Raw genomic sequence first — 26,441 nt, 5'->3', positions numbered from 1 at the left:
TCTTTTTTCATTCATGATTTAATTTGTGCTTCAAATAGTTCCTTTTTTCCTTTCGCAAGTTTGTTCGTACTAAAAAGGTCATAAAACCCGGAAATCATATAAGTTATGGTCATGACAAGAATAATGGCCATCACTTCATTCGCGCCAAAGTACTCGATTGCCATAACTATTCCGGTTAAGGGTAAACTAGCAGCTCCACAAAATACACCAATCATCCCTAATGCGGCAACAGAGGGAATCCCGAGATTAAAGTAAGGCGCGATAGCACTCCCAAAGGTCGCTCCCACAAAAAAGGTTGGATTTCCACGCCCACCTTGAAAGACTGAACCTAATGCTACAGCCGTAAAGATAATTTTCCAAATCCATTCCATCAAACTCACAGATTCTTCAAACGACTTTGCAATAAAGGATTGACCTAAGCCATTATAATTATCTCCTGCAATCCAAAATAACACAATCGTTAAACATCCCCCTACAATCCCTTTAATAACTGGATTTTTGATTAATTGACTATAAACTTTAGGTGCTGTATCTAGTGCCATATTGAATAAAATGGAAACAACTCCAAACAAAATTCCTAACCCGATTAACTTCACAATTAATAGCAATGAAAAACCACCTAAGTCTAATGCTGGATAAACAATTGCTTGATCTCCTAAAAGATATGCCACTTTGTTCGCGACAACACTACTTACAAAAGCAGGAACCAACGCTTCATAATGAAATTTCCCTTTCAGCACTAATTCCATGCCTAAAATTGCTCCTGCTAGCGGTACATCGTATAATACGCCGAATCCACTTCCAACACCTATCACGACGAGTGTTCGTTGTTCCTCCTCACTTAATTTAAAACGGTGAGCAATTGCATCGGCTAGTGTCCCTCCCATCGCAACACCCGCTGCTTCTTTTCCTGCCGATCCTCCAAAAAAAGTCGTTAAAAGGGAACCAAAAAAGATCAGGGGCACCATATAGATAGGAATATCTTTTGAAGCTTGCATCACTTCTGATTTCAATAAATTTTCTCCTGTATATGCATTTCTGCCAGCTTTAACATATAAATAACTAATCAATATCCCTGCCAAAGGGAGTCCATAAATTAACCATGGATGATCACCACGAAATTGATTGGCTAAACTTAACACCTGTTTAAAAAAACCAACGATAATTCCCACTGGAATTCCCATAAATAAACTCAATCCGATCCAACGAATTAGCGGGACGATATACTTTTTAATTGATTGAATTAGTGTTCGTTCTTTATTCACAACTATCACCCTTTTTATCGTTTAACTTCTTTTATTTTATCCAATAAAAAGCGTCTCTAGTCGGGCCGGATTGAATTCAAGCGTTTGATTGTAAAAAATAACAAAATCATTCCTACACTTAACAAGACTAATCCCTCTTTAAACTGATGATTAATATAACTTTGAGTCAAGGCGGCTAATGATGGATGAACCGCTTGCCCTAACGAAAAGGATAAGCAAGTTAACGCATTGTTTAAAAGATGAACTAAAATAGGAGCCCAAATATTTTCGAATTTGAGATATAGCATTCCACATAAAAATCCAAATATGGTTGCTCCGAGGAAATCAACCCCATGAAGAAAACCAAAACAAAGCGCCATGATGGCTAACGCTCCTATCATTGAAAACCAATTCATGAATCGGGACAGAATCACTCCACGAAATAAAAACTCTTCAAAGATAGGGACTAAAATTGAGACAGTGAGACACGCAAATAATAAATCTTGCTGGCTACTAAAGCGAAGTAAAGGTTCTTCATAAACTTGAATCGCTAACCTCTCGTTCGTATAAAAAAGGATACTTAAAACAACTTGATATCCCCCTACTGACATAAAATATTGAGTCATAAAAACGAGTAAAACACACCAAAGTAACTCTTTATTTTGTAACCCTCCTATATCTTTTTTAAAAGATTTCAAACGATAAGTTGACTGCCAAATGATATAAGCACTCATCATAACATAACAAATGGCTTCCACTTTCCAAGATAATTGTCTCACGGTACTTGCACTCATCATCGCCATTAAAACTTGGATGATTCCACATCCTATAATGGCGCGAAAAATAGTGACTTTTGAAAATTCACTTCTCAATGCTACTTCCCCCTTATCCCCTCGAACATGAATTGGCTCTCCTCTATCCAAAACTTTTTCAATCCCTAAGTCATTTCCTCCACTAAAAGTGAATGATTTATTAATAGTATATGCACTTTATTAATCACTAACATTAAAAAAAGACCATCTAACCCAATAGATAGTCCACTAACTTTGCTTTTGTCTCATCTCTGCTCGATTAAATTGATGTATCTCTAATAAATAAGTAATTTGATTTTGTAGATAATGATAATTGTGATTAATCTCTCCAATAATTTTAAACGTATAAATTATTAATATAAAACTCCACATCAAGCTAAACATCATCATGTCTGAGGCCAATCGATAGGTATAAATGGTTGGTAAAAATAAGGTTAACAGGAGTAGCAACATTAAAACTACGACACCACACATATTCATTCGTAACCTGGCACTAATTCCGACCAATAACTTTAATGTATCTGCAAGTTTATAATTTCTCATCTCTAATAATCGGCCTGGAACTTGATCTTTCGATTGTTTAAATGACCGAGTCATGTTTTTTGTTAAAGTCAATTGAATTAATAAATACTGTCGAACAACTCCAACAACGATACCATTCGTTACGATTAAAATTAGAATCAAACTATATATCTGAATGGTCTGACTATTTAACAAGGCTCCACCTAGTGAAATTAATGCTAAAATCGCCCCCAAATTAAATCCTTCCAAAAATGTTGTAAATGATTTAGGATTTTTCATCGTGCTTCCCCCTTCATATTCTCTTATTTTACCATGTGAAAAAGAAGGAACTTGTCTATCTCTGTCATGCATAAAAAAATATCTCACACTTGTGAGATATTTTTATTTATCTTTTGTAATCGCATAGGACGATAGTAAAATAAATGCACAACCAATCAGTTTCATGATTGAAAGTTGTTCATTTAATAATAATACTCCACAAACAACACTTGTAATCGGTTCAGCTAAACATAAAATAGAGGTCTTTGTACTTCCAATTAATCGAATTCCGATTTGAAGTAAGGCCACAGCACCTACTGTTACAAGCAGTGCTACCATGAGTGTCAAAAACCAAGACCATGGTGTTAATGAGAATGCCAAGGTTTGTGTCGAAATTCCATAAATAAAGACACAGATGGAAACCACTAGACTTAAATAAAAGGTCAATTTAAACGGATCCATCTGTTTTAAGCCACTCTTATCAATATATAAGATATAAAAAGCATAGGTCACGCCTGATAAAAATGCTAAGAAAACGCCTATGAAACTAATATCCCCTGTTTGATCAATAAAAGTCAACATCCCAAAGATCGCTAAACCAATAGCGATAATTTTAGCATGTGACCATGACTCATGATAGTATAAAACACCTACCAGTACCACAAAAATAGGATAGATAAAATGTAACGTCGTTGCCATTCCAACTGATAAATGATTATACGATGCGTACAATGTTAACGTTGTTAAAGTTTGTCCTAAGCCACCCACCATTAACAAATGCATGACTTCTTTTTTTGTGATCTTTAATGAAACTCCTCGACTGTTTAGAATAACATACAAGACAGGAAGCGCCATAAATGAGCGATAAAATGTCAGGCTAATGGCGTTGCTTCCTCCTAGATAAGTCCACTTTGCTAAGATGGGGGTAAATCCGAATATAAAAGCTGATAAAAGAGTTGCTAAAACCCCATAATGTTTTCTCATATTATTGATATCCTTTCAAATATTAATCTTTAAAGAAGAATATCAAATTTATGAGGAGGAATCAAGAGAATTTACTAACACTTAAAGGATGTCTAACTCCCCCTAAAGAGAGGCTAATAATTTAGCCCGATGAGCGGCATAACTTTTTTTAAGATTAGCTTGGCAACTTTGTTCTGGAAAAAAAACTTCCTGTTCAACAACTGTAACTTGAGGCATCCATAACAAATATTTCGTAATATAAATCGGTCCACTCTGCTCGTCAATCGTCAAATTATAATCAGACTTTATAGAAGCAGGTATTCCTTCAACTAATTCACACATGAGCTCATGATAAGGAACACAGCCCATCAATTCATTTGAAAAATAAAAATCATCTTCAGTACCGACAAAAAATTCAACCCCATCTAACAATGGCTCAATGTTTTTGAAACATTCCATATCAATATCCACATAAACCCCTCCAAAACGGTATAGTAATTCATATCGTGCAATATCCGCTTTTTGTCGAATATTTGTCGTTGAATCATAAAGCTCTTGATTCTGGAGTTTAATCATATTTTCATCAGTCCATAATCGATACTCCCAATCTGAATGATGTTTTTTCCATGAATCGATATACTGTAAACATTGTTTAGGAATTTCTGAATCGCCAATCCAAATTTGATGAATAATTTTAGGAATCATTTGACTCATGTTGATCTCCTCCTTTCCTTTTCTATTAGTTTATGCACCTCTCTTAGAAAAAGTTCGACATTTTTTAACAACACTTTCACTTTTCAATCACTCCCTTTACCTTTCTTTTCACCTTTGAAATCTTTTATTTTAAACTCAAGAAAATAATCTAAATTGTAAACTATTTCATCTTGCTTAACTTAAGGTTTCAAGTTATCATTTAGTTCGAGATTATTCGTTCTTAAATGACGGAATTCAAGAAGATAAAATTTTATTTTACAAAAAAAAGAGGAGAGAAACATAATGAATGTTATAACAAATTTTCGTGTCTATGATTTAGAAGAGACCCTTATTTCAAGTGGTTATGCGATGATCGAAGAATATGATGAACAACATTGTATTGAACAAGCTAACCTTTTAAAAGAAGAGATTACTGGTGAAAATCGTCACTATACACGTGCATTAAAATTATTAAAAGCTCCTCTAAATAGTGGACACTGTTCATTTGCTAAAGGAATTGTTGTTAATATGGACATTACTTTTACAAATAAAGCTTGGATTGAATTTCAGCGTTATCACTTTGCGGATATCATTACAGGGATGAGTACCATGCATCGTATTAGTAAATTTGATTTAGAAGCAGCGTTTAATGAATATACGGACTCAGTCATTATTGAGCGTTTAAAAGAACTTCAACAAGTTTATAACGAAACAAAATCAAAAGAAGATTATTTAAAACTTCTATACTCAACACCTGCTGGCTTAAAAATGACGGGACGTATTTCAACGAATTATCTGCAATTAATGAACATCTGGTCACAACGCCATAATCATCGTTTACCTGAATGGCGTCAATTTTGCGATGAATTAATCGTTAAACTGCCATTATTTAAAGAATTCTTAATTGCCAATGGACAATTAAAAGATTGCCAATAATCACTAACCTTAAGAGCTATCTATGACGATAGCTTTTATTATGACATAATAAAAAGCTTGAGACACATTGATCTCAAGCTTTTTAGCGCTAGCTATGCTTTATTTTTTGAACGTTTTAAGAATCCTAAAATGACAGCTCCAATAATTGAGCCAACTAAAATAGCTACTAAATACATAAACCAATTTCCGATTACTGGTAAAACGAAGATTCCACCGTGTGGAGCTGGTAACGTACAACCAAAAATCATCGTTAATGCCCCTGCAACAGCTGAACCAATGACACATGAAGGAATCACCTTTAATGGATCTGCAGCTGCAAATGGAATCGCACCCTCTGTAATGAATGATAATCCCATGATATAGTTAACTTTCCCTGAGTCACGTTCTTGTTTTGTAAATCGATTTCCGAAGAATGTTGTCGCTAAAGCAATCGCAAGTGGTGGTACCATCCCTCCGGCCATAACCGCTGCCATAACCGCTTCATTTCCTGACTCTAATGAGGCAATCCCAAAGACATAAGCGGCTTTATTAAATGGTCCTCCCATATCGATTGCCATCATACCCGCTACTACAATCCCTAAAATAACTGCTGAACTTGTTCCTAGACCATTTAAGAATCCTGTTAACGCATTATTAACGAAAGCAACTGGTGGATTAATAATAAATGTCATAATGACACCAATTAACAGTGTCCCCAATAATGGATATAATAAGACTGGTTTAATTCCTTCCAGTGATTGTGGTAAGAATGAGAAGACTTTACGTAAACCTAATACTAAATATCCAGCAATAAACCCAGCAAGTAAAGCCCCTAAGAATCCTGCTCCACCTGTACTAGCTAATAATCCTCCAACAAATCCAACAACCATCGCTGGACGATCGCCAATACTTACAGCAATAAATCCTGCTAAAACTGGTAATAAGAATCCGAACGCTGCATCTCCGACTGTTTTAAAGAATGCTGCAAATGGGGTATTTGATCCAAAATTAGCTGGATCAATCGCACGATCATCGAATAAGAAGGCGAGGGCAATTAAAATCCCCCCTGCTACAACGAATGGGAGCATATTTGAAACTCCATTCATCAAGTGTTTATATAATTGGCGTCCTAAACTTTCGTTTGATTCCTCTTCAACGTCACTAGAACCCTCTGCACTATGATAAATGGGAGCATCTCCGTTAATAGCACGAGTGATTAACTCCTCTGATTTATGAATTCCGTCTGCTACTTTTGTTTGAATGACTTTTTTACCATTGAAACGTGCCATTTCAACCTTTTTATCAGCTGCGACGATAATCGCATCACAATGTTCAATCTCTTCTTTTGTTAAAACATTTTTAGCTCCTGCTGATCCATTTGTTTCAACTTTAATTGAGATTCCCATCTCAGCACCTTTTTTATTTAATGCTTCTGCCGCCATGAACGTATGAGCAATCCCTGTGGGACAAGCTGTGACTGCTAAAACACGAGGATATTGAGCATCTCCACGTTTTGGAGTTTCATAGAAATCATCTTTTGGTTCTTCCGTTTCTTCAGGGAAAGCCTCTGTTTCTTTTGCATCAATTAATGATAAGAACTCATCGACTGAGTTGGCATTCATTAAATTTTTACGGAAATCTTCATCCATTAGAATCGTTGATAAACGAGATAATACTTCTAAGTGTGTATTATTCGCTCCATCTGGAGCGGCAATCATGAAGAATAAATGAGCTAAACTTCCATCAAATGATTCATAGTCCACCCCTGATTTACTGACAGCTGCTCCTAAACAAGCTTTTTTAACCGCTTTCGTTTTGGCGTGTGGAATAGCGATTCCCTCGCCAATTCCCGTTGTACTTTGCTCTTCACGAGCAATAATGCCTTTTTTATACGCTTCCTTATCACTTAAGTTTCCACTTGCATGAACTAAATCGACTAATTCATCAATGGCAGCTATTTTACTAGTTGCTTTCAAATCTAGGTTGATTGACTGTTTACTTAATAAGTCTTTAATCCTCATCATTTAACCTCCATTTTATAATTTAGTTACATTAATTTGTGATACTAATTCATCAATATACCCTCTAGTTGCCACATCACTTGAAAAAGCTGTTGCACTTCCACTCGCAGCCCCTAATCGTAATGCCTCTTCGTAACTAGCATCTTTTTGGTAACCTGCAATAAATCCAGCTACCATTGAATCACCCGCACCAACCGAATTTTTAACTGTTCCTTTTGGAACATTACTACGATAAATCTCTCCAGTTTCTGAAATTAAAATCGCACCATCTCCCCCCATTGAGATTAAAACATTTTGTGCTCCCATCTCTTTTAACTGATTTCCGTAATGTAACAAATCTTCTGTACTAGAAATCGTTACATTAAACATTTCGGCAATTTCATGATGATTCGGTTTAATTAAGAATGGTTGATATTTTAAGACATTTAATAATAAGTTTTTCGTCGCATCAACAATAACCTTCACTTGTTTTGGTGCGACATATTTCATGATTTGTTCATAAAAATCATCTGGTAATGAAGCAGGAATACTACCAGCTAGCACTAGCGTGTCTTCAGAAGTTAAACCATCTAGCTTTTGATATAATTTTTCAATTTCCTCATTTGAAATCTTTGGTCCTGATCCATTAATTTCTGTCTCATCAGATAGTGTCTTCACTTTCATATTGATACGTGAATATCCTTCTTTTAACTGAATAAAGTCTGTTTTAATCCCTTTTTCGTGTAGGCTACTCTGTATAAAATCACCTGTAAACCCACTAATAAAACCAAGTGCTATATTATCAATCTCATGCTGATTTAAAATTTGCGAAACATTAATTCCTTTTCCACCTGCATAAAAATGTTCTGTGTTTACTCGATTGACTGCACCTTCCGTTAATTGATTCATGTTTACAACATAATCAATGGAAGGATTTAGTGTTACCGTATAAATCATTTTCTCACTACCTTCACTGTTGTTTTATCTTGATATTGTGTCAAATCATCGTCACTATTTGTAATGATGGTTGCCTCACCTATTTCTGCAAACCTTGTAAAACTGACCTCTCCAAACTTACTATCATCTACTAAGATAAAGATGTCATTTGAAGCTTTAATCGCATTTTCCTTAATCATTGCTTCTTCTGGGTCAGGGGTTGTAAATCCATGTAACGAATGAACCCCATTACTTCCCATAAAACATTTATCAAAACGGTAACGATGAAGGGCCGAAATAGCTTCATAGCCAACAACCGCTTTTGTTTTTTGCTTCACTTTTCCACCAAGGACGAAACAAGGAATATTGTATTCAATTAGCGATTCAACATGTGATAACCCATTGGTTACCACAACAATTTCTTTCCCTTTCAAATATTTAATCATCTCGTAAGTCGTTGTTCCAGAATCAAGATAAATACTATCTCCTTCGTCGACTAATGAAGCAGCATACTGGGCAATCAGATCCTTCTGTGCAACAAATTGATGTGATTTATCATTAAAGCTTTTCTCAACAAACTTATTCTGAACAGGTACTGCACCACCATGTACACGTTTTAAGTAATTTAATGCCTCTAATTGAACTAAATCACGACGAATCGTGGATTCAGAGATATTAAATTTTTCAACAAGATCTGCGACTCTTACTGATCCTTTTTGCTTTAATTCAGATACAATCAATTGATGTCGTTCTTCCGTAATCACTTTTTCACCTCATCTCATAACTTATCCAATTATTACTGATATTATTAACTAAACTTATTTTTTTGAATGTTTTAACTTAATTACAATTTTATTATAAGAAAAGCGTTTACAAAAGTCAATCCTTTTCAATCAAATTCATTCATTTTCATTCAAAATCAATCACAATAACAATCTAAATAGATGATGGCTACATAAATTACTATCAACTCACTCATTTTCATTCATTTTTCTTTTTAAAACCTTCATTTTCATCTTTCATTGACTCATTGAATCTATTTTATTCTAATCACCAGATGTTTAATTATTATAAAAAAAAGCTTTATTTAAAGGATAGTAACAAGTGAGACACACTTAATACTTCTTCTAAATAAAGCTAAATTAATTTTTCCCCTTAATTTCTATGTTTGTTATCCTTATTATATAGGACTAAAGTTCCCGTGCAAAATAATATAAGCAACCGTTGACACCACAAAGTCGCCATCCTTCTTTTCCAAGTTCATTTAACTTTTCTTCAAGCTGATCATGAAGCTCAGTATATGCTGGATTTAAAGCTGATTTAATATCAATATGTAATTCCTCTAATCGGTATTCAAATTTTTTCATGATTATTAGCTCCTTTAATGTTCTGATAACACATTATAAGAAGCAAATCATTAAAATATGCATAAAATTTTAAACTATATAAAATTAATAAATCTTTTATATGTGTGGCGTCAAAGTTAAAGTTTTAAAATGTTAGAAACATCGGATAACGATAGAAGCAGTAAAGTTTTCCATCGTAAAAACTTTACTGCTTCTTATATATTGATTAATTTTTCCCACTTTGATTTTCTTGTTATTTTCTCACTTGTTTAATGTTTAAATAGCGATAGCTTGACTTTTAAAAATAGAATCGATTAGTAAGCTTTGGCCCAGTAAACCATCGTCTTCGCTTTTTCTCCACAACAGACGCACGTTTGTGAAATTTCTTCTTGAGCAAATGGCATACAGCGTGATGTAAATCCAACTTCTTCTTTAATTTTATCTTCACAAGCTTGATTCATACACCACATAGCCTTTGTGAAACCTGGACGATTCTGTGCATTTTCTTTTAATTCATCCATCGTCTTCGCTGTATATGTCATCGCTTCACGCTTCGCTAAAGCTTTTTCATATAAATGACGTTGGATGTCTTCTAATAATTCTGCAACTTTTATTTCTAATTCATCGAGTGATACGACGATTTTCTCACGTGTATCACGACGAACTAAGACTGCTTGATGATTTTCAATATCTTTTGGTCCGATTTCTACACGAACAGGAATTCCTTTCATTTCATATTCACTAAACTTCCATCCTGGTGTTTTATCAGATGTATCACATTTGACACGAGCGACAGTTGCTAAGCGTGCTTGTAATTCATTCGCTTTTTCAATCACACCTTCTTTGTGTGCGGCAATTGGAATAATAACGACTTGTGTTGGCGCTACTTTTGGTGGTAAAACAAGACCTGAACTATCTCCATGTACCATGATAATCGCACCGATTAAACGTGTTGTCACTCCCCATGATGTTTGATGTGCATATTTCATTTCAGAATCTTTATCTGCAAATTTAATATCAAAAGCTTTCGCAAATCCGGTTCCAAAATTATGTGATGTTCCACTTTGTAATGCTTTTCCATCGTGCATTAAGCTTTCAATCGTATACGTTGAATGGGCTCCAGAAAATTTTTCTTTTTCTGTTTTTTGCCCTTTAATTACTGGAATGGCTAAGAATTCTTCACACATTTTGGCATAAGTATCTAACATTAACAAGGTTTCTTCTTGAGCTTCTTCAGCCGTCGCATGAACGGTGTGACCTTCTTGCCATAAGAATTCAGTGGTACGTAAGAATGGGCGCGTTGTTTTTTCCCAACGAACAACCGAACACCATTGATTATATTTTTTTGGTAAATCATTATAACTTTGAACAATTTTTGAATAATGATCACAGAATAAAGTTTCTGACGTTGGGCGAACGACTAATCGTTCTGCTAACTTCTCATTCCCACCATGTGTCACCCATGCCACTTCCGGTGCAAATCCTTCGACATGATCTTTTTCACGTTGTAATAGTGATTCTGGAATTAACATCGGCATATAAACATTTTCATGCCCTGTTTCTTTAAATTTTTTATCTAAATAGCTTTGAATGTTTTCCCAAATGGCATATCCATATGGACGGACAATCATACACCCTTTTACACTCGAATAATCAACTAATTCTGCTTTCTTTACAACATCGGTATACCACTGCGCAAAATCTTCATCAATGGCAGTAATGGCTTGAACAAATTTCTTACTCATCTTACGTCACTCCCTAAAATCTAAATTAAGTTCCTAGATAAGGTTCATCCTTATCTTTCATCTAGTTTAAGGGGCATCTCGGCGTTTCCTGTATACAAAAAAAAAGCCGCTTTGCTCCCCAAGTAAGGGGCCAAAAACGGCGGTACCACCCTAATTATGATCATAGTCCATGGCTCTATTATCATATCTTTAAAATCGATAACGAGATTAACCGCTGTAGCTTACTCAATCTTTCGGTACAGAGCTCCAAGGCTGGTTCAAGATTCCTTTTTGAGAATTTTCACCAACCATTCTCTCTCTACAAAAAAGGTTAATCTCTACTATTCCTCTTCAACGCGAATATTTGTATTCATCTTAGCTAATAAATTTCGAATTGTAAAGTCTTTTTTTCGATTTTTTTAGTAAATAGAACGTTTTCATCTTCACTATATACCATAATTTTCCTTAAAATAGATATATTATTAATACGAATCAATCAAAAAATAGAGCTTAATTCGCTCTATTGTTACTATTTTTTTATTTTACTTAAGCTTGGAATGCTAAGTCAAAGCTTGATGCTTTTCGATTCATAGCTGCCATCGCTAATGCCTCTAATCCTTCTATTGTAATTTCTTCTAATCGCCCCATTGATAATATTTCTGCATGTGATAATGAGCACACAAAACGTGTATAAATATGATCAACCACTGGGAATTTTACCTCAGTATCTTCACAAGATAAGATGATACTTTGTCGGTTTCCTCGGATTTTAACGTTTGTTGGACATTCATTAATATAGTTGATAAATTCTTTCTCAGTTCTCATGCTAGAAAACCCCTCTCATGTTTTTTATTGATATTTTCCTTGATGTCTTCATTATAGCATGTTGTGAATTTTTGAACAATAACTTTGTGAAAAAAAACTCAATGAAACTATATGAAAACGTACACAATTTTTTTGAAACTCTATTCCCCATAAGATGAGAGCGTTATAACGCCTAGTTTTGTCGAATTTTATCCACCAATCCTGACTGCGCTAACGTATACCGCATTTCAATGATATTTAATATAAATTATTCCAATATTTTTCCTTGAAGATACCTCAATAAATGCCCTCATCACCAGCATCTCGCTATGGTCAACTGACCATTGCAACGATGTCACCTCTTTTTAAATGCTTTGCTCTTATTAACGTCTTTGTTGCACCAACCCTTTTAATTTTTCAATATTTTACTATTAAAAAACCTTCCTAACCGAATGGTTAGAAAGGTTCTATCTTAATAGCACTGGAACGAATCAATTTGATTAACATCCATTCCATAATAACTAAATCCCCATCCTGATGATCTAAAACCAGCAATACTTCTGCGACCTACATACGTTAAATAAAGCCAAAATCCTTGATTTGAACTTGATGGCCAAATATATACCCATCGATATAAGCAGCCACTAATACTACCTGCATCAATTGCAAAGGTACTAAATTGATTTTGATTTTTTTGAGGCGTAAAATTTGGAGCTGGCGTTGTTGGCATCATTTGACTACCAGAAGGCTGCGAACCTCCACTTGATGGCATATTATTTCCTATGCTAGGTCCATAAAATGGAGGTCTCGATGGAATTTGAATACTATTTAGTCCTTGATTGATAGTTGTCCACCCAAGAGCTGGATTGAAAGGTTGATTGACGATTCGAATATTTGAATAATTCATTCTATCACTCCTAACTTTTCATCTTATTTTATGAAAAATGAGAGCAATTGCTACTATCTCGAAATAAATAACCACTTTCATTTGCTACGTTAAACTTAAAGTTCTAAAACAACTTAAACGGAAACTAACGGCAGAATAAAAAAACTTGTCTTAGTTTCGCTATTTGATATGAGACTTAAATAGACCATTAAAACAGGCAAAATAAATGTAAAAAAAGATAATAACCTTTCAATAATAACGATTGCTCATTCCATTTTACTTCTTACTTATAAAAAAAGTAAGCTTAACGCTTACTCATTCATCTCTTTGGTAACAATATAGTGTACTTCTTCTTCGCCTGCTTCATTCGTTTTAATCTCAGTTTTAATTAATCCACAAGCTAAAAGTTCCTCAAGTCCTGGTTCTAAATCCTTTTTCGCCTCATCAATTCGACTGAGTGCATCTAAAACATCTTCTACATTTTCAGTGATTAAATAGATGAAGTAAATATAAATATTTTTAGCCGCATCTGATAATTGTTCACTTTCTAGAATATGCTGCGGAATGTCCATCGTATTTTCATCATAGTAAAATTCAAAATTAGTATAATAACGTTTTTTCATATTTAACCTCACTTATTTGTTATAACTTCTATTATACAAGAACTACATCTAAACTCAAAGTCTATTTCATTCATTATAGATTAAGAATGACTAAACTTTACTCTTTATTTTTATCCCTTACTACCTAATTTTATAACATATTATCTAATATTATCTCATGATTCAACACATATGCGGTCATACTATAAACTATAACCTCTGATATTTAATCAATTAGTAAACAATGATTGAGGTTTTTAACTTCCTCTTTCAAGCTAGTTTCACCCTAAAAATTTCAAGTTAGTCAATTTTACGCTATTCTGTCTAAAAGATAGGTCGATCCCCTCAAGAACTCGTTATGACAAATCAAAGACCACTCACTTTCATCATGTCTTTGATTAAATCTTTTCATCATGAAGCAAATTAATTAAATCTTCTGCATATGATTAAGCATTACGGCGGATAGGGAGGACAAGAGAATGCTTCATCTGATTAAACAAACACTATACTATATGAAATGGAATTGGCTTACCCTCTTATTATTTGAACTTATTCATAAATTCTTTGCTTTAGTCGTCATTATTCCTACTTTTTTTTCAATCTTAACCTCAATGATGCAACAAGCCGATTTAACTTATTTAAGTCCTAGCGTCATCTATCACTTTATCTTTTCCCCCTCTACCCTTATTCTAGGTTTTTCAATGATTCTTTGTTTAGGCTATTATTTCTTTTTTGAAATTCAGGCCATTTTCATTCTCATTCAATCTGCCATTTATCAACAGAGACCTTCTATTTTTAGATTAATTGAGCAAAGTATTAAACAATCCTGTACGATCCTTTATCCAAAGAATATTATATTGCTATTTCCTTTAATTTTTTTCATCCCAGTATCCGCCTTTGTTTTTAAATTTGTCTTTTTAGATGGAGCCTCGATGACTGAGTTTTTATTTGACTTTATTTATCAAAGGGCTCCCTTACATCCAATGTATTTCGCTTTTATCGTCCTCATTGAATTATTATGCCTTCGCTTTATTTTTACTTGTCCGGTTTTTATTTATAAAAAAACATCTGTTTTATCCGCTTGTCAGGAAAGCTTTCAACTGACCCAAAAAAACGTTCGTCAGCTTATCCCCTTACTAATAAGCTGGTCATTATTAGTCGCGATTGCCTTTATGACCCTTTATGGATTTTTTATTTTCAGTTGTGCACTTGTCATTAAAGTAATACTTCCATCATCGCAAGCCATGATGGTCTTTTTTAACGCTTCCTTAATGATTAAAAACATGTTAACCATCATCGCTCCAAGTCTATTCCTAATTGGAACTTGTGCTTTTATAACGACATTATATGTTCAATCGCCTCATAGTTTTATCCCTCACCTCTTTTCAGGCTATGCTTCAAAGCGCCAACATCCAATTCTATTAGTAAGTACGACTCTTATTTTAAGCCTGTTAGTTGGGGAGCTCATTAGTCCAGATAATCTTTACAATGTTAACCAACACTTATCTGATGAAATGCAAATCATTGCTCATCGAGCGTCAGCCACTCATGCACCTGAAAATACATTAGCCGCCTTAGACTACGCCATATTAAGTGGCGCGCATATGGCAGAAATTGATGTTCAACAAACAAAAGATGGTGAAATTATCTTAATGCATGATGCTAATCTCAAACGAACAACTGGCTTTAATCGAAAAGTCAGTGAAGCCACTTATTCGGACATTCAAACACTTGAAGCAGGAAACTGGTTCTCTTCAGAATTTGACGGCGAACCAGTTCCAACGCTTGAAGAAGTCCTACAACGTAGTAAAGGTCAGATTACGTTGATGATTGAAATTAAAGCAAAAGATCATCCCGTTGATGTTGCACGGAAAGTCATTGAACTCATTAAAACATATAACATGGAAAAAGAATGTCTCATCGGTGCGATGGATTATCGCGTTTTACAAGCCGTCAAAATGATCAATCCAAAAATTCAAACCGTCTACATCACTGCGTTAGCTTACGGCGATTATCAAGATCTTGAAGATGTAGACTATTATTCCATCGAAGCCTCATTTATTTCATATGCTTTAATTGATCAGATTCATCGCTCTGGAAAGCAAATCTATGCTTGGACTGTCAATAAAGAATCAACCATGCAATCCATGATTTCCATGCAGGTCGATGGAATCGTCACCGATGATCCCGTTCTCTTACAAAATCAACTCACTCATATTAGCGATCGCTTCATCTCATTCATTTCAGACCTCCTTTTTGGCCAATGAAAAAGATTTTTTCCTAGAAACCACTTTTTTATGAATTTCAAAAATCTCTATTATGTTGAAGCATCTCTCTATTGATCACTACCTATATTTCATATAAAATTACTAAAAAAAGCGGATAATCTAATAAAGACGATGTATTGGATACGACATGCTAAACCTGATTTTGGAGTTCATGGTCAATCACGTCCATTAACTAAAGAAGCACAACAAACTACAAATGAAAATACCAATGGTCTTCTTGGACAATTCTCGCAGAAGAAGACAAACTTAGCACAAGTTAATAATGAAGAGATTAATCAGACATTCTGTCTCATTATTCATCAACCACGAAAATGTTTAGGGAAGAAAACTGCATGGGTCATCTACCCACGAAGCGGTATCCTCCTCTAGTAGGGAAGCGAGCTATTTCATCAGAAAGTATCGTATTTGTATTAACAATTCGTCTTATACAAAAAACCTATAGAATAGCCATTGTTTGATAGTGTCTATTCTATAGGTTATATTTCATATACGTTCTAATATTCTTTTTTAATTAGAGTTAAATTTGCTGTATTGATTGCTTCTAACTGTCACTTTGTTGATTCATTGCCTGAGCTCGTAATGTAAACATGTTCTCAAGTCCTTCTATTAACCCCGGATAAACTTTTTGCAATTCACCATTCATTTGATTCAAACTATTAAAGTATGCATTTAAGTTACCATTTGAATGACAGCAATTTGAGTTGAAATAACGTGCTTTCCAAACATCACATCCATAATAAGGATTTGCTGTTCCAAGATACAACTCATCTTCACGACTCACAAGTAAAGTCCTTCCGCCATAACTATATGGATCATGTAAACCATCTAAGACTCTTGGTGTAAAATGACAACCATCGGTGGATGTATAGAGATCAAATCCTTTAGGATAGTTATATTTATTCAATAAGCATAAAATTTTCGAGTATGCTCTAACAATCTTTGTATAATTCTCTATTCCCATATTTTCTATATATTGCTCTTTATTTTGACGAAACACCTCATATAGGAGGCGTACATTCGTTGAAGCATCATAGGTGGTAAGAATTAAATGATTCTCATATTCTTTAATTTGCCACCCATAGACATTAAAGATGTTATTAAATCCTGAATTAAATCCCGAAATGCTTTTATTTCTTTTTCCAGTCGAAGGAGAGGATGGCATTAATGGATTCCCTCCTACAACAACTTCCCAGTTATCATTTTTATCGACCCGAATTAAATCAAAGCCCATTGGAGCAAATAAAGCTAGTGGTAACTCTTTAGTGACCGCAATATACAGATGATTTTTAAAGACTCCAGTAGACATCACATTTCGATTCATTGCATCTCCAAATCCTTTATCAGCAACTAGTGTCCAATCATTCATGGTTGGATAGCTATCATTCGAACGCCAGATTTCAGCTCCACTTTCAGTCTCAATCCCTACATACAGTTTATGATTAAAAACTTGTAAGCTATCAACTCCACCAACTGGATTTTGGCTTGGAATAAAAGAACGACTATTAGGGTTAATCACTAACTCAAAAGGTTCAAATTCAGGATCTTGGCTTGAATATAAATATGGCATTCCTCCACCTATGGCTTCATCCAATGTGGCGATATACAATCTACCATTCAAAGAGGCAAAAGCTCTCGAGCTTGTCCCAACCAATTCAGGGGTGTATAATTTTTTCCAGTGTACTCCATCCTCACTTTTAAAGACATACACCTGTTCACCAATGGTTGCGGCATAAATGGCACAAGAATACTCCGATTGATGTGTAATCATCGCTCGAAATCCATAACTATTATCGGAAGAATTAGTCTTAAAGACTCGTTGCCATGGACAGCTTCCATCCTTTTTATATCTCCAAATTTCAGCGTTATTATCGATTCCAGTTGTAATGATAGGATTTTGATTTAATTGACCACTAAAACTAGTAGCAGCAGAAATCAACATATTCCTGCAAGTTCCCACATAAATATAATCTCCTAATTCCACCATTGACCAAGCATAACTATTTTGTCTTGCATTAGCTGGATCATTAATATCAAATCCTTGAATTTTATTTAATCTTTCAAACCATAACATACGATTTCTCCTTTAGTCTCAAACTATTCATATAGTTCATTATATGGAAGAATGGCTCGTAAAGTGATGACTAGAAAGTTACTTTCCCTCTTTTCTATCATGACTGAGACTAACCTCCTAATTCAGATACTCCATACATGTTAATCTTTTTCCCAACGTCGCTTTTTATGATATAATGGTTATTATTAATAAACAGGTGATACAAATGAAAAAAACAGTCAAAGTCGTTGGTGCTATTATCATCAATGAGTGTGATGAAGTGTTATGTGCGCTTCGTTCACCCAAGATGAGCCTACCGAACTATTGGGAGTTTCCAGGTGGAAAGATTGAGCCTAATGAAAGTATCGAAGATGCTGTTATTCGTGAAATTCAGGAAGAATTAGACTGTACAATAAAAGCTCTTCAAGTATTCAATGATTATACGCATGAATATGAACACATTTTTGTCAACTTAATCACCGTCCTCTGCGAGTTAGTTCAGGGGACACCGAATGCTAATGAACATGCAGAATTACGCTGGGTGTCAAAATCTCAACTCAATAAATTAAACTGGGCACCCGCTGATCTTCCTGCTGTCCATGAACTAATGAAATAACAAAAAGAGTCTTTGAAACCAAAGGGTTCTAGACTCTTTTTTGTTATACTTTATAATTAAATTCTCGATATAACGCTGCTGGGATTTTATGCTCAAGTTCCATTTGAATCGTTATAGGCTTATTTCCTTCTGCGTGAATGGTATTTCCTCTTCCAATATAGATATATGGTTGAACTTCACCATCAATCTTTTTAAATTTACGCACAAATAAGTGAAGATTAATTCCCTTCTCTTTATTATGAATAATCTTTTGTCCACGTTCTGAATCTTGAGTTGTAGCATTTGGAGACTGCCATTGAAACTTATCTGCTGAAATAAACTGATCTTGATAATTAATGCTTTCTTTTATGTCTTCTTCTTTATGTAAATCAACAAATAAGAAGAAATCATTCTGATAGGTTAACAATCCACTTCCTCTAAATGCACTATGTTTTTTATCATAGTTTGCCAGTTTAGCAACCTCCTTCATCGTATAAGATTCATATAACTTGAAGAAAGGTAATCCATAATCATTAGTTCCAAATTCCTCTTGGTAACGGACTAATCCATACATTAAGACATCTTCTAAATAAGGTTTAAAATGAGGGGCATGACGTAATTGATTAAATACCGGTAATACGACTATCGTTTGACCGAGACACTCGAAAAGTTTTAAATACTGAGAAACTTCACCTGTGTCATAATAAACTTGACCTAAACATTGTAAGGCATGTAACACACTTTCCTCACACACGGCATCGACATACTTTAATACCTCTTTGATAGCCATCTCTAAATCTAGATGCATCACTTCAGGATGACGCATTAAATAATTTAATAAGATGAACTCATATGGTCGCCTTAGAGGAAGTTGACCTGACCATTCACGCACTACTTTAACAAATTCATCGGCACCTAAAAGTGACAAAAGAAATGAATCTTGTTCAACTTTAGCAACAAAATTAAGATAAGTTTTTTCTTTTTTAATGAACGATACTGGATCAGGTGCCCCTTCATATTTTAAATAATCACTTAACATATACGGCGTCTGTCCTCGATTCATTCGTTTAAATTCTTGGTAAGTTTCCCTTAAATATGCCATCGAATTAAAATTCTCAGACTCTAATTGTGTTAAAATTTGCTCCTTTGAAATACTATCTAAAATGATAAAACTGTCTCCTGGAATATCAGGGAATCCCGTTGATACGGCTACTTTCAAACTATCTTTATCATAAAAACGATCACCATTTAGTGCAATCGCAGTTAAGAATGATTTATGATGATTACCAATAAAATCTAAAACAGTTAAAAACTCTTTATTTTCTTGCTTACGTAATCCACGACCTAATTGTTGGATAAAGATAATTGGCGATTGTGTCGGACGAAGCATAAGTACCAAATTAATAGATGGAATATCGACTCCTTCGTTAAAAATATCAACCGTAAAAATCACTTCTAATGGATCCTGATCATCTTCTAGACGTTGAATTATGACTTGTCGCTCTTCGGGAGAATGATTCCCCGTTAAACAAGCACTTACAACTCCCGCTTCATTAAATTTTTGCGTCATATACTCCGCATGCTCCACACTAACACAAAAACCAATTGCCTTACGATATTCCCCATCATACCCAAATAATTGCATCTGCTCTAAAATAAAATTAACCCGTTCATTGACTTTAAGTCGCTTTGTTATTTCATGAATTTGATCCAACTTAACATCACTTAAATTCACACCTTCGATATCACGGATCCCAAAATAATGAAAAGGAACAATCAAATTTTCTTCAAGTGCTTCACGAAGACGAACCTCTAATGCAACATGACCATCAAAACAATCAAAAATATTAAAATCATCACAACGTTCTGGTGTTGCTGTCATTCCCAGTAAAAATTTAGGTGTAAAATAATCTAATAATTTTTGATAGGACTGGCCACCAACATGATGTGCTTCATCAATAATGACATAATCAAAATAATCACGTGGATACTGCTCATAGTAACGCGACATCGTCTGTACCGTTGCAAATAAATAATCCGCCTCTATCTCTTTCACATTCCCCGTATAAAGCCCCATCGATATATTACAATCCCCCATTACTTTCTCAAACGTGACCTTCGCACTTCGTAAAATCTCCTCTCGATGCACTACAAACAATAACTTTCTAGGTTTGACCTGACTGACATCAAATGCCGACATATAAGTCTTACCAGTTCCTGTTGCTGCAATCACTAAAGCTTTCTTTTCTCCTCTTTGACGAAGTGAATTCAGTCGTTTCATGGCCGCTTGTTGCATCAGATTTGGACGAACCTCACTTGGTAATAATAGTGCATCTTCTACTTCTAACAAGCTCTCTCTTTCAAAAGCCTTAAATCTTTGATAGCTGGCTTTGTACTTTTCTAATTTCTCTTTCGTTAAACTACCTGCAGCTTCCCATAACAATTCATAATCAGATAATACGTCCTCAACCATTACATCACTCTTTGATTTAGTTAACTTCACATTCCATTCAATATTTTCTTTTAATGCACTCGTCGTTAAATTGGATGAACCAATATAAACCTCAACAAGCTCTCCTTTCATAAATAGATAACCTTTTGCATGAAGTCCCCCTTCAATGACTTGATCATATAAACGAACTTCTATATTTTTAAAAGATTGTAACTTCTCAATCGCCTTCGGTTCTGAAAATTGCTGATATGTTGATGTCAAAACGCGACCATAAATACCACGTTGTTCCAATTCACTTAACTTTTGAACTAATAGCTGAACTCCACCAAACGTCATAAAGGCCACCGTAAAACAAAAACCTTCACACTGATCCAGTGATTGAAGTAAGTCACTCAGTACTGTCACGCCACCTTGGTTTCGAATAAATACTGTCTCTTGTTCCATCTCTGACACTCCTTACAACATTTCACTTACAATAAGATCATTTTAGCACAGTATTCCTCAATCGATCTACGACAAAAATAAAACTAGAGGATTTCCTCTAGCTTTATTTTTATTCAATAACTTCACCTTCCCCCTCTTCATATTTTTCATTAGTCCCCCATCCATATAATTCATCATTTCCTTGATACTTCATGCTTGTTAGGATTGCTTTAATATATTCAGCTTCTCTCAAAAGTCTTCGATATTGCTTTGAAGCACATGAAATCTCTGAAGTGATAAATATTAAGTTAACCTCTGGCATCTTGATATTTCGAGTAATCATTTGAACTTCAAGTCGTGTACAAACCTCATCAGTGTTTTGATGATTTCGATGATTCATCTGAAAAATTCGTTCATTTATTAACTCGACTGAGACAATATCACAAAAATCAAAAATATGTATCCTTTCATAATCTGGCATAACCTTTTCTTTTTGAATCACAAACCATTTGTTATGTCGACTATCTACATAAATGGTCGTCTTATCATCTCCCATTTCTTCATCAAAACTTAGTTTCAACTTTTGATAAACTTCATTTAATTGCATTCCTTGATGAAGTCGATGATTATATCTTTCATGTTGTCTATTTTTGATCATCGGTAATTTGATAAATCCAATCGCCATTAATCCTATAGCAATGACTAATAAAAAATGACCGACAATGCCTAAAACATAGAACGTCTTCAGACAAATCCATCCTATCAACACACTCATGACGAAATACCATACTGCCTCGTTTCTTTGCTCATTCATCTGACCACCTCAAATCTACTGTTCTAATAAAACTCTCAATAGTATCTAACAAATAACCTATATTTATACCAATGCTTTATGGAATGAATCTTAGATTTTCGTTCAACAACAACTTTACTTTTTAACTATTTTCCACCCGATTATACTAACATAGCTAAAAATAATAGGAGGGTGATTCGACGAACATGGAATTCAGCGCAGCCATGTCTTCCAATCCATGTCAACAGATATGTATTCTACATCTCACGTAATAAATAAAAAATACTAATAACTTTTTCATATCAAAATCTATAGTTCAAGGATTACTAAACACTTTCAATTTTCTCTCAAGAAAATTTATCCGGACTTATATACAAAATTAAAAAGCCACCTGAAGAAAAATCTCTTCAGATGACTTTTACGTAAAGTTTCTAACGAAGAACATGATACATCTACCCATTTTTGACTCTCTAATTAGAAAATGCTATCCCACATTGATTTTCTAATTTTTTCTTTCGTATTCCCTTACCCTTTTATTATAGTCAGTATAACCGACAGATTTTGTCGGATTTTATATTTTTTAATATAAATTTATGATTTTCATCAATTTCTCTTTCATTTTCTCAACTAAATGATGAGGGGTTAAAACTTGTACCCATTCCCCCTGACTCAACAGCCACATCAATAATCCTTGTTCATGAGACACCGCCTCAATAATACAATAACCGTCTCCATCTTCAATCACTCGTGAAACTGGAAACTTATCTAAAACAGCTTCGACTGAATGTCCAGTAAATCGGAACGTAAACTTTATTAATTCACCTTGATACATCATATTAATTTTGTTTCTGAAATCACCCGATTCAAATCGTTGAGAATAGGGAATATTAAATGTTTCAGTTAAAATCTTATACGATAAAATGCGATCTAATCGGAAAGAAATCGGATAAGGAATTGATTTCCCCACGACATAACTGACCGCATAAAAATAATAATCTGAAAACACCAATCCTACTGGACAAATCGTATACGTACTAATGCTATGATTCGCTTTTTTATATTCCATCTGTACTTGTCTATTGGCTTCGATTGCCGTACTAAAATCCCAAAGTCGAGGAATGAGTCGCTCACCATGCTTAAGCGGTGTAAAATGAAGACGCTCATTTCCTATAAATGATTGAATTTGTTTTTTCTCAGATTCATGAAGATGATTAAGTAAATGCTTAATGAGCTCATCTAAATCCTCTTGAGCAAAAGCTCGGCTCCCAAGTAATAGTTTACATAGTGATAAGACCTCTTCTTTTGATAATTTTGAATGATCTACTTGTGTTAAATAGTAACATTTTTGCTGGTGATCATATTCAATGTCATTTGTTACACTCTGATTCATTCGTTGACCAAAATATGTCCTTAACGTTGCGATATCTCGTTCAAACGTTCGACTATCAATTTCGAATAATGCTTGAATCTCTGATTTATTCACCGTTCTTCCTTCTAATAATTGTTGTAATAAATACAAAACACGTGTACTTTTATCGTACATTTTCACACCTCATCCTACTATCAAATCCCAAAATATAACATACTATTATCTTACTTGATTCGACTTTTACATACAATAAAATCCTTATCTAAAAGATAAGGATTTCCATCATTTAAATAACCTCTTTTTGAAAATTAAGTTGCAATGATTTCTCGACTAGCCCACTGACTGAAACCGATTGTTTAATGACAAAACCAATATGACCTTCATATACTACTTTTAACCACAAGCCATCAACATCAATCACCTCAAATTTCGTATGACATGGGATTACTGTTAAAACTTCAGCAATCATTGATTTTTCCGCTCGTAATTTTAAACTTGTCCATGTATATTGATAGACAGACATGTGGTGTTTCAAAACTTTCACTTTAAATTCATCCTTTCTAATGACATTTCAATGCATTTTATGCTAATTTTTTGAATTTGTTACCGATGAATTTTTAAATCTTTCCTCACCTTGTTACTTTTTTTGAATCGTTAGTTTTTGATGATATGAATCACCAAAAATTCACATAATAATCAAAGCATTTTTAATGAAAGAAGGAATTTAGATGCTTTTTAAAGACCGATTCGATGCAGGCCAACAACTGGCTAATCAACTTAAACGATTTGAGAATGATCATCCTCTCATCTTACTCGTTCCACGTGGAGGCGTTGAAGTTGGGCTCGAGACTATTCGCCGTTATCAACTAGATTGGGATTTTATGATTCCGAGAAAAATCGGTGCCCCTCATAATAAAGAAATTGCCATCGGTGCCGTCACGATGGATGGAAATTATTTATTATATGAAGAATATGTTAATCAAATCCACGTTTCTTCTGACTATATTCAAGAACAAATTCAACAAGAAATGATTGAAATTAAACGCCGACTCCAGCAGTATCGAGGAAGTGAAACGTTCCCACCTGTGACGAATCAAACGGTTATCTTAATTGATGATGGGATCGCCACAGGCTTCACCTTACTTGCTGCCATTAAATCCATTCATGCTCACGCCCCTAAAAAACTTATTCTGGCTGTCCCTGTCGCCCCAACTGAAACGATTGAAGCGTTCCGACAATTTGTAGATGACATCATCTGTCTTCATTCCATTGATCGCTTCACTTCAGTTGGCGCTTACTATAAATCGTTTCCACAAGTGACAGAAGAACAAATGAAGTCTTACATTGATTTACTCAACAAACAGCAGGTGATCATGTAAAAAACGCCCTGTATTGGGCGTTTTCTAATGGATAAGAACTGTGGTACCGTCTAAGATATTATCATAAATCCATTTCGCATTCTCCGGAGCTAATCGAATACAGCCATGACTCAGTGCCTCCCCTAACCGATCATCGATAATTCGTGTGCCACTTGGATCATATAAAATGGAATGATAATAATAACCATCTTTAATTCGGGTCGCATGTTTCACTTGATAACGGTCGGTTCCAAAAGAAGGTTTACGACCATTAATATGAAAAGTTCCTGTAATCGTTGGCGTAGCCGGTGCACCAATTGTACTTGGCCAACGATATAATTCTTTCCAAGTCCCTTTATCATCTTCAAAGACATAGGTTTGTTTTGCCTTTAAGTCTGTAGCTAAGAGAAATGGAGTTGGACTTTTAATTTTATTGTCATTGACATATTTCGTCATATCAGTGTAGAATACGGCTAATTTATCTGGGTCTGACTTCGCCCCATCATCACTTAAATACCCGCTATAAATAAATCCAAGCTTTCCATTATAAAAAACTTGACTCCAAAGTCCATCTTGATCAACGACTTCAACTTCTTGATGTTTTTTTATCACTTTCATGGACTGAGAGTTTTTCGATGGTTTGGCTCTTAAATGAACATTACTTGTGGTGACCTTCGTCACCGAGACATAATCTTTATAAACATAACCGATTTGGTTATCGTATAATACTTTCAACCATTCATCATCTGAGTCTATGAGCTCAAATCGAGAATAGGCTGGAATCACCGTAATAATCGTGGCCGATTTAGAGGGCTCTTTTCGCAAATTAAGATTCGTGATGGTATATTTATTAATTGGCGCTCTCATGTCTTCACTCAAAACTACTCACACCTTTCACTCTATCTTTTGCTATCGTATGACATATCTTTAAAATAAGTGATTAAATGACAAAAAGAAGCGGGAATATTCCGCTCCTTCCTCTTATTTTACTAATGACTGTCCAAGATGGTAGCAGGCATCTAATGCTTCTTCATCAGGATAATCATTACAAATCACGCTTTGACAAACTAGATTTGCTGAAGCTTCTGAACAAGTAGACTCCCACTCTTCCATCCACTGACCATCACCCCAGCCATATGAACCAAATAATGCAATATTCTTATGCGCAAGCTCAGGTAAACAAGCTTCAAACATCGGTTCAAACTCACTATCTTCTAACTGTTCCACGCCCATGGACGGACATCCAAATGCAATAGCGTCATACGTAGCAACTAAGCTCTTCTCAAACTCAGCAGCTGTAAATAAATCTACCTCGGCTCCTTTACGCTTTGCACCTTCTACTACTTGGTTTGCCATCGCTTCCGTATTTCCTGTTCCGCTCCAAAACACAACTGCAACTTTACTCATC

Annotated in this window: 25 protein-coding genes and 1 other annotated feature; of the genes, 5 read left to right on the top strand and 20 right to left on the bottom strand. The window is 34.7% G+C overall.

Annotated features, from left to right (window positions below):
- Positions 1–11 precede the first annotated feature (11 nt).
- The 5 genes from J0J69_RS01330 to J0J69_RS01310 all read right to left on the bottom strand — a co-directional run bounded on the left by J0J69_RS01330 (position 12) and on the right by J0J69_RS01310 (position 4,513).
- Positions 12–1,265: a chloride channel protein gene (locus J0J69_RS01330; protein ID WP_256637899.1), complete on the bottom strand. Its 1,254-nt coding sequence runs from the start codon at positions 1,263–1,265 to the stop codon at positions 12–14.
- Between the two features lie 56 nt (positions 1,266–1,321).
- Positions 1,322–2,116: a CPBP family intramembrane glutamic endopeptidase gene (locus J0J69_RS01325; protein ID WP_212725609.1), complete on the bottom strand. Its 795-nt coding sequence runs from the start codon at positions 2,114–2,116 to the stop codon at positions 1,322–1,324.
- Between the two features lie 168 nt (positions 2,117–2,284).
- Positions 2,285–2,857 (bottom strand): hypothetical protein, encoded by a 573-nt coding sequence (locus J0J69_RS01320; protein WP_212725610.1) that lies wholly within the window; start codon positions 2,855–2,857, stop codon positions 2,285–2,287.
- Positions 2,858–2,959: 102 nt separating this feature from the next.
- On the bottom strand, positions 2,960–3,820 hold the full coding sequence (locus tag J0J69_RS01315) for a DMT family transporter (RefSeq protein ID WP_212725611.1): 861 nt from the start codon (positions 3,818–3,820) through the stop codon (positions 2,960–2,962).
- A 102-nt stretch (positions 3,821–3,922) separates the two neighbouring features.
- Positions 3,923–4,513 (bottom strand): glycosyltransferase family 32 protein, encoded by a 591-nt coding sequence (locus J0J69_RS01310; RefSeq protein WP_212725612.1) that lies wholly within the window; start codon positions 4,511–4,513, stop codon positions 3,923–3,925.
- Between the two features lie 282 nt (positions 4,514–4,795).
- Here J0J69_RS01310 and J0J69_RS01305 point away from each other — a divergent pair, with 282 nt between their 5' ends.
- Positions 4,796–5,428 carry a hypothetical protein gene (locus J0J69_RS01305; protein WP_212725613.1) on the top strand — a complete coding sequence of 211 codons (633 nt, stop codon included), beginning with the start codon at positions 4,796–4,798 and terminating at the stop codon, positions 5,426–5,428.
- A gap of 92 nt (positions 5,429–5,520) precedes the next feature.
- Here the strand turns inward: J0J69_RS01305 and J0J69_RS01300 are convergent, their stop codons facing one another.
- From J0J69_RS01300 to J0J69_RS01265, 8 genes are all read right to left on the bottom strand, one after another.
- On the bottom strand, positions 5,521–7,428 hold the full coding sequence (locus tag J0J69_RS01300; RefSeq protein WP_212725614.1) for a PTS fructose transporter subunit IIABC: 1,908 nt from the start codon (positions 7,426–7,428) through the stop codon (positions 5,521–5,523).
- 15 nt (positions 7,429–7,443) lie between these two features.
- Entirely contained in the window at positions 7,444–8,364 is a 921-nt protein-coding gene (gene pfkB / locus J0J69_RS01295; RefSeq protein WP_212725615.1) for a 1-phosphofructokinase, read from the bottom strand.
- Complete coding sequence (locus tag J0J69_RS01290; protein ID WP_212723675.1) at positions 8,361–9,107, bottom strand: DeoR/GlpR family DNA-binding transcription regulator; 747 nt, start codon at positions 9,105–9,107, stop codon at positions 8,361–8,363. Before J0J69_RS01290 ends, pfkB begins: the two co-directional genes overlap by 4 nt.
- Positions 9,108–9,533: 426 nt before the next feature.
- Complete coding sequence (locus tag J0J69_RS01285; RefSeq protein WP_172678164.1) at positions 9,534–9,710, bottom strand: hypothetical protein; 177 nt, start codon at positions 9,708–9,710, stop codon at positions 9,534–9,536.
- Between the two features lie 293 nt (positions 9,711–10,003).
- Positions 10,004–11,434: a proline--tRNA ligase gene (gene proS / locus J0J69_RS01280; RefSeq protein WP_212725616.1), complete on the bottom strand. Its 1,431-nt coding sequence runs from the start codon at positions 11,432–11,434 to the stop codon at positions 10,004–10,006.
- Between the two features lie 122 nt (positions 11,435–11,556).
- Positions 11,557–11,777 (bottom strand) — a binding site (T-box leader).
- A 182-nt stretch (positions 11,778–11,959) separates the two neighbouring features.
- Complete coding sequence (locus tag J0J69_RS01275; RefSeq protein ID WP_055242216.1) at positions 11,960–12,238, bottom strand: hypothetical protein; 279 nt, start codon at positions 12,236–12,238, stop codon at positions 11,960–11,962.
- A 451-nt stretch (positions 12,239–12,689) separates the two neighbouring features.
- The gene (locus tag J0J69_RS01270; RefSeq protein WP_212725617.1) at positions 12,690–13,124 is read right to left on the bottom strand and encodes a hypothetical protein; all 435 of its coding nucleotides are present in this window, start codon (positions 13,122–13,124) and stop codon (positions 12,690–12,692) included.
- Between the two features lie 290 nt (positions 13,125–13,414).
- On the bottom strand, positions 13,415–13,726 hold the full coding sequence (locus tag J0J69_RS01265) for a hypothetical protein (protein WP_212725618.1): 312 nt from the start codon (positions 13,724–13,726) through the stop codon (positions 13,415–13,417).
- A 458-nt stretch (positions 13,727–14,184) separates the two neighbouring features.
- Between J0J69_RS01265 and J0J69_RS01260 the strand changes: the two genes are divergently transcribed.
- On the top strand, positions 14,185–15,972 hold the full coding sequence (locus tag J0J69_RS01260; RefSeq protein ID WP_212725619.1) for a glycerophosphodiester phosphodiesterase family protein: 1,788 nt from the start codon (positions 14,185–14,187) through the stop codon (positions 15,970–15,972).
- Positions 15,973–16,104: 132 nt separating this feature from the next.
- The gene (locus J0J69_RS01255; RefSeq protein ID WP_212725620.1) at positions 16,105–16,362 is read left to right on the top strand and encodes a hypothetical protein; all 258 of its coding nucleotides are present in this window, start codon (positions 16,105–16,107) and stop codon (positions 16,360–16,362) included.
- 172 nt (positions 16,363–16,534) lie between these two features.
- Here J0J69_RS01255 and J0J69_RS01250 read toward each other — a convergent pair whose 3' ends face one another.
- Complete coding sequence (locus J0J69_RS01250) at positions 16,535–18,064, bottom strand: hypothetical protein (RefSeq protein ID WP_212725621.1); 1,530 nt, start codon at positions 18,062–18,064, stop codon at positions 16,535–16,537.
- A 205-nt stretch (positions 18,065–18,269) separates the two neighbouring features.
- Between J0J69_RS01250 and J0J69_RS01245 the strand changes: the two genes are divergently transcribed.
- On the top strand, positions 18,270–18,659 hold the full coding sequence (locus J0J69_RS01245) for a (deoxy)nucleoside triphosphate pyrophosphohydrolase (protein ID WP_055242202.1): 390 nt from the start codon (positions 18,270–18,272) through the stop codon (positions 18,657–18,659).
- Positions 18,660–18,702: 43 nt separating this feature from the next.
- Here the strand turns inward: J0J69_RS01245 and J0J69_RS01240 are convergent, their stop codons facing one another.
- From J0J69_RS01240 to J0J69_RS01225, 4 genes are all read right to left on the bottom strand, one after another.
- Positions 18,703–21,534 carry a DEAD/DEAH box helicase gene (locus tag J0J69_RS01240; protein WP_055275360.1) on the bottom strand — a complete coding sequence of 944 codons (2,832 nt, stop codon included), beginning with the start codon at positions 21,532–21,534 and terminating at the stop codon, positions 18,703–18,705.
- A 109-nt stretch (positions 21,535–21,643) separates the two neighbouring features.
- On the bottom strand, positions 21,644–22,327 hold the full coding sequence (locus J0J69_RS01235) for a hypothetical protein (RefSeq protein ID WP_212725622.1): 684 nt from the start codon (positions 22,325–22,327) through the stop codon (positions 21,644–21,646).
- Between the two features lie 559 nt (positions 22,328–22,886).
- Positions 22,887–23,849: a helix-turn-helix transcriptional regulator gene (locus tag J0J69_RS01230; RefSeq protein WP_212725623.1), complete on the bottom strand. Its 963-nt coding sequence runs from the start codon at positions 23,847–23,849 to the stop codon at positions 22,887–22,889.
- A 112-nt stretch (positions 23,850–23,961) separates the two neighbouring features.
- Complete coding sequence (locus tag J0J69_RS01225; RefSeq protein ID WP_212725624.1) at positions 23,962–24,219, bottom strand: SH3 domain-containing protein; 258 nt, start codon at positions 24,217–24,219, stop codon at positions 23,962–23,964.
- A gap of 184 nt (positions 24,220–24,403) precedes the next feature.
- Here J0J69_RS01225 and J0J69_RS01220 point away from each other — a divergent pair, with 184 nt between their 5' ends.
- Positions 24,404–25,054 carry a phosphoribosyltransferase gene (locus tag J0J69_RS01220; protein ID WP_212724266.1) on the top strand — a complete coding sequence of 217 codons (651 nt, stop codon included), beginning with the start codon at positions 24,404–24,406 and terminating at the stop codon, positions 25,052–25,054.
- A gap of 24 nt (positions 25,055–25,078) precedes the next feature.
- Here J0J69_RS01220 and J0J69_RS01215 read toward each other — a convergent pair whose 3' ends face one another.
- Positions 25,079–25,912 (bottom strand): L,D-transpeptidase family protein, encoded by an 834-nt coding sequence (locus J0J69_RS01215; RefSeq protein ID WP_237252412.1) that lies wholly within the window; start codon positions 25,910–25,912, stop codon positions 25,079–25,081.
- A 102-nt stretch (positions 25,913–26,014) separates the two neighbouring features.
- Positions 26,015–26,440, bottom strand: a complete 426-nt coding sequence (locus J0J69_RS01210; protein WP_055242192.1) for a flavodoxin — start codon at positions 26,438–26,440, stop codon at positions 26,015–26,017.
- Between the last annotated feature and the right edge of the window lies 1 nt (position 26,441).

Source organism: Turicibacter bilis (genome assembly GCF_024499055.1).
Lineage (GTDB): Bacteria > Bacillota_I > Bacilli_A > MOL361 > Turicibacteraceae > Turicibacter > Turicibacter bilis.
This window is presented reverse-complemented; position numbering and strand designations above follow the sequence as displayed.